Annotated in this window: 4 protein-coding genes and 2 pseudogenes; 5 read left to right on the top strand and 1 reads right to left on the bottom strand. The window is 39.8% G+C overall.

From position 1 onward, the window contains the following. Nucleotides 1-125 precede the first annotated feature (125 nt). Nucleotides 126-701: pseudogene (locus E2B99_RS11165) on the bottom strand (alcohol dehydrogenase catalytic domain-containing protein); the annotation flags it as partial. Nucleotides 702-1,167: 466 nt separating this feature from the next. Here E2B99_RS11165 and E2B99_RS11160 point away from each other — a divergent pair. From E2B99_RS11160 to E2B99_RS11140, 5 genes and pseudogenes are all read left to right on the top strand, one after another. Continuing rightward, on the top strand, nucleotides 1,168-1,443 hold the full coding sequence (locus tag E2B99_RS11160) for a metal/formaldehyde-sensitive transcriptional repressor (protein ID WP_004799251.1): 276 nt from the start codon (nucleotides 1,168-1,170) through the stop codon (nucleotides 1,441-1,443). 21 nt (nucleotides 1,444-1,464) lie between these two features. Then, nucleotides 1,465-2,577, top strand: a complete 1,113-nt coding sequence (locus E2B99_RS11155) for an S-(hydroxymethyl)glutathione dehydrogenase/class III alcohol dehydrogenase (RefSeq protein ID WP_112986604.1) — start codon at nucleotides 1,465-1,467, stop codon at nucleotides 2,575-2,577. Between the two features lie 228 nt (nucleotides 2,578-2,805). Then, nucleotides 2,806-3,636, top strand: a complete 831-nt coding sequence (fghA, locus tag E2B99_RS11150; RefSeq protein WP_134245023.1) for an S-formylglutathione hydrolase — start codon at nucleotides 2,806-2,808, stop codon at nucleotides 3,634-3,636. Between the two features lie 335 nt (nucleotides 3,637-3,971). After that, complete coding sequence (locus E2B99_RS11145; RefSeq protein WP_134245022.1) at nucleotides 3,972-4,274, top strand: putative quinol monooxygenase; 303 nt, start codon at nucleotides 3,972-3,974, stop codon at nucleotides 4,272-4,274. A 244-nt stretch (nucleotides 4,275-4,518) separates the two neighbouring features. Next, nucleotides 4,519-4,707 (top strand): annotated as a pseudogene (locus tag E2B99_RS11140) (transposase); the annotation flags it as partial. Between the last annotated feature and the right edge of the window lie 188 nt (nucleotides 4,708-4,895).

Genomic DNA, 4,895 nt, shown 5'->3' with positions numbered 1-4,895 from the left:
AAATGGACAATGCCTGTCACCAACTGGGGACAGACTATCACTCAATTATCTATTTACTTCGAGGGGCGTTTAGACGATATAATTAAAATCTAGTAATTTGGCTGACACAGATTTTTGAACGCCCCCCCGAGTTCTGAAATCAGTGATTGATCAGCTGTACGACCAGTCGCCCAAACATTTGCATCAAGTGCTTTTGCAAGCTGAACTACCATATAACCAACGCCACCAGCACCACCCTGAACCAGTACAGTTTGTCCTGGTTGGACATTCGCATGATCCACTAAACCTTCCCAAGCAGTGAGGAACGTCAATGGTAGTACTGCTGCCTCGCGCATAGAGATATTCCGTGGCTTTAATGCGATCAGATCAGCATCTGCTACAACATATTCTGCTAAAGATCCTTGAAGACCACGAACGCCACCAATCAGACCGTAAACTTCATCTCCGACGTTGAAGTCGGTGACACCTTCACCAACAGCAGTGACAACCCCAGCCATATCTGTTCCCAACACGGCAGGAAGCTCTGGCATAGCATATGGTGCTTCACCAAGACGAATTTTATAATCAATAGGGTTTACACCACTCGCATGAATACGTACTAGAACTTGCCCAGCCTCTGGTTGAGGTATAGGGAGTTCTACACGTGTAAATTTATGATCACCATAATTTTCTAAGATAAGCGCATTCATCATCTTATTCATAATTGTTCCTTATTTTTAACTGGGGGATGATATGCACAGTACCAAAGTAAATTAATCCAATAAATGATATTTATAGGATTTAATAATTCCTAAATAATGAATAATAAATATCATCCGCTCACTAAAAATATTCTAGTACAGTCTGTAAAGGCGGTTTAACCTAAACTGTTGGTAGTATTTTCAAGGCTTGAAACGTTCAAAATATCTACAAAGTGGCTAAAAGTTGGAAACATAATTCTAAAAGGTCGCAGCATTGCAAAGAACATGAGCCAAAATAAAAAATGGGAGCTAAAAGTCCAGTTTTTTGTGACTTTGGCATCAGCTCTACGATGTTAATTTAAAAAAACTAAAAACAGGCATAGAAAATTTTCGCTAAAGATCTTTTTGATTTTCGATTTATAAAAAATATTGCTTTTTTGATACTATGGGGTACTATAGTATTAATGTTAGCAAATAAGGAGGTCTGATGCCTAATCAGGTTGAAGACAAAAAAAAGATTCTTCTACGCGTCAGAAAGATCAAAGGTCAGACGCAAGCGATTGAAAAAGCGTTAGAAGACAATGTGGAATGTGTTGCAATTCTGCAACAAATATGCTCTGTGCGTGGTGCTATTAATGGTTTAATGAATGAAATGTTGGAGGTTCATTTAAAGGACACTTTAGTATCAGGTGAAACCACAGAACAACAACGAAAAGAAGAATTGGCTGAAATCGCCAAGATTCTAAAATCATATTTAAAATAGATCTGTATAAGGAATTATTGCATGAAGTCACGTGCTGCCGTTGCGTTTGGTCCTGGTCAACCTCTTCAAATTGTTGAAGTTGATGTTGCACCACCAAAGAAAGGTGAAGTATTAATCAAGATCTCCCATACCGGTGTGTGTCATACAGACGCATTTACTTTATCTGGCGATGATCCTGAAGGTGTTTTTCCCGCTATTCTCGGGCATGAAGGTGCTGGTGTTGTCGTTGAGGTGGGTGAAGGCGTGACTAGCGTCAAACCAGGTGATCATGTAATTCCACTTTACACCGCTGAATGCGGCGAGTGCTTATTCTGTAAATCTGGAAAATCGAACTTGTGTATTTCCGTTCGCGAAACTCAAGGTAGAGGCGTAATGCCAGATGGTACCACTCGTTTTTCCTACAATGGTCAACCGATTTACCACTATATGGGCTGCTCAACGTTCAGTGAATACACGGTAGTGGCAGAAGTATCATTGGCTAAAATCAATCCTGAAGCCAATCACGAACATGTCTGCTTACTGGGTTGTGGGGTAACAACGGGTATCGGTGCAGTACACAACACAGCTAAAGTACAAGAAGGTGATAGTGTTGCGGTCTTTGGTTTAGGTGGTATTGGTCTGGCAGTCGTACAAGCCGCACGTCAAGCTAAAGCAGGGCGTATTATTGTGGTTGACATGAATCCAGATAAATTTGCGCTGGCAAAAGAGTTTGGTGCAACGGACTTCTTGAACCCTAAAGATTACGATAAACCAATCCAGCAAGTCATTGTCGAAATGACTGGCTGGGGTGTAGATCATTCATTTGAATGTATTGGTAACGTGAATGTAATGCGTGCAGCCCTTGAAAGTGCACACCGTGGCTGGGGACAATCCGTAATTATTGGTGTAGCTGGCGCAGGTCAGGAAATCTCTACCCGTCCATTCCAACTGGTTACTGGTCGTAAATGGCTAGGTACTGCCTTTGGTGGCGTAAAAGGTCGCACGCAACTACCAGGAATGGTTGAAGATGCCATGAAAGGAAAAATTCAATTAGAGCCATTTGTGACACATACGATGGGCTTGGATCAGATCAATGAAGCCTTTGATCTAATGCATGAAGGTAAGTCAATTCGTACTGTAATTCATTACGAATAATTCCGTCAGACCTTATAGTTTTCCATGCATGTGCATCATGAATGACATGCATGGAATCCTCTAAAACGGCACATCATCTGTAAAACTGATCTATCTGTGTGGGCATCGAGTATAGGTTCAACAAACCTGCCTACATTTTAAATCTTAATCACTATTCTCTGTGGAGAATGTCAGACTCTTTGTTTACTCGATTTCTCATGAAGTCTTGCTCATCATAGGTAATTGATTATGGAAATAATTGAGAAACATGCTTCTTTTGGTGGATCGCAAGAAGTGTATCGCCATCAGTCAATAGCATTAAACTGTTCAATGAAATTCTCAATATATCTGCCACCTCATGATAAAGATGAGCGGTTGCCAGTTTTATATTGGTTATCAGGACTGACTTGCAACGAACAGAACTTTATTACTAAAGCCGGAGCACAAAAGTATGCGGCTGAACATAAAGTCATTATTGTTGCACCAGATACCAGCCCACGTGGAGAGGATGTACCAGATCATGCAGATTATGATTTAGGCCAAGGCGCAGGATTCTATGTAAATGCAACAAAAGCACCCTGGTCACAGCATTTCAAAATGTATGATTATATTGTGGAAGAGCTCAGAAATCTGATTGACCTGAATTTTCCGACCAACCAAGTCCAAAGCATTATGGGGCATAGCATGGGTGGTCATGGTGCATTAGTCATTGGTTTAAAAAACCCTGAGCTGTATAAAAGTATTTCTGCTTTTGCACCAATTGTTGCACCTAGCCAAGTACCTTGGGGGAAAAAGGCTTTCACACACTACCTAGGTGAAACCGAAACTTTATGGAAAAGCTATGATGCGATTGAATTAATCAAAAACGCTGAAGTTCATTTACCTATTTTAGTCGATCAGGGAACAGCTGATGATTTTCTTGAAGAACAGTTAAGACCTAAGCTTCTTAGTGATATTTGTTTGGAACAAGAATATCCTCTGACACTTAACCTAAGAGAAGGCTATGACCATAGCTATTACTTTATTGCGAGCTTTATAGAGAAACATATAGAGTTTCACAGCAAATTCCTAGCAAAATAACTTTCATAGTTATAAGGATATACAATGTTGTTCTTGAATGCTTCTTGGGCAATATAATTTCCAGATGAAGCGATCAGCTTATGAATTTAAGGTAGAGTCAATTGATCCTTATATAACTAAGATTGAATTTAATCATCTCATATCTTAACTTTACTGATTCAAATGTTAATGATATTAACTTGAATAAATTCATAGCATTATGTCGAAATAAAAACTCAGATTTTGGCTCAGCTATGGAATATTGTTTTAACTTTTGTACAACAAAACTTTCTGACATGCATACATTAGCAATGTCAGAATCAGTTTGAATTCTAATCAATTGTGGAGTTTTAGTCATGCTTAAAACAGCTTTATATGTCCGTCTTGAAGCTAAACCGGGTAAAGAAAACGAGGTGGAAGCTTTTCTTAAAGCCGGTTTACCTATTGTAATGGAAGAACCTGCGACAGTTGCGTGGTTTGGCCTACGTCTTGGACCTACAACATTTGGTATTTTTGATGCATTTCCTGATGAGGCGGGTCGCCAAGCACATTTATCTGGCAAAGTTGCAGCTGCGTTGATGGCTCAGGCCGAAGAGCTATTTTCAGAGCCACCGTCTATTGAGAAAGTAGATGTTTTGGCGAGTAAACTACCAGGTTAAACCGACGCTTAAATGTATGAGGGTGCTGCCTGAAATTTTGAATGAAAGGCAGCACTTCAACCCTGTGAGGTTTGTCGGAGTCTTTTTATTCAAGTTCGGCTACTTTATTTAATGGCTTAATCTCATCATTTACATGGGGCAATATCCAAAACAGGGTAAATAAACGAATGCACCCATGTATGAATGGCCACCGATTTTGTAGACACCTTTTAGTTAGATAAAATGGCTAATTAACGAGGTGCTTATGAGCAGTAAACGATATCTTGAAGAATTCAAAATTGAAGCAGTAAAACAAGTCACTGAGAAAGGTCATAGTGTGGCCGAGGTTGCTACGCGTTTAGGAACCACCACCCATAGTCTGTATGCCTGGATTAAACGTTATGATCCACAGCAGCCCAAGACAATAGAATCTAATGATCCAAGTGCAGATATATGATAGTATTGATTTTATATCTGTGACTTGTTGATTTTTAATTGCCATGTTAACGGACTCATAATCTGTACTAGCTCAAACCTGATCTGACAGTTACCCGTTTTGATGATGAGTGTCAGGTTAAATTTGAGCTAGATTCTTTTCAGCCCAAATCTGTTTTCCATCAAGCAATGTTTCCATAGGCGTGC

Source organism: Alkanindiges illinoisensis (assembly GCF_004377485.1).
In the GTDB taxonomy this organism is placed as follows: domain Bacteria; phylum Pseudomonadota; class Gammaproteobacteria; order Pseudomonadales; family Moraxellaceae; genus Alkanindiges; species Alkanindiges illinoisensis_A.
This window is presented reverse-complemented; position numbering and strand designations above follow the sequence as displayed.

Excerpts from the sequence above, each read along its gene's own strand:
- E2B99_RS11155 (WP_112986604.1), top strand. The coding sequence starts at position 1,465 with ATGAAGTCACGTGCTGCCGTTGCGTTTGGTCCTGGTCAACCTCTTCAA.
- E2B99_RS11145 (WP_134245022.1), top strand. The coding sequence starts at position 3,972 with ATGCTTAAAACAGCTTTATATGTCCGTCTTGAAGCTAAACCGGGTAAA.
- E2B99_RS11160 (WP_004799251.1), top strand. The coding sequence starts at position 1,168 with ATGCCTAATCAGGTTGAAGACAAAAAAAAGATTCTTCTACGCGTCAGA.
- fghA (WP_134245023.1), top strand. The coding sequence starts at position 2,806 with ATGGAAATAATTGAGAAACATGCTTCTTTTGGTGGATCGCAAGAAGTG.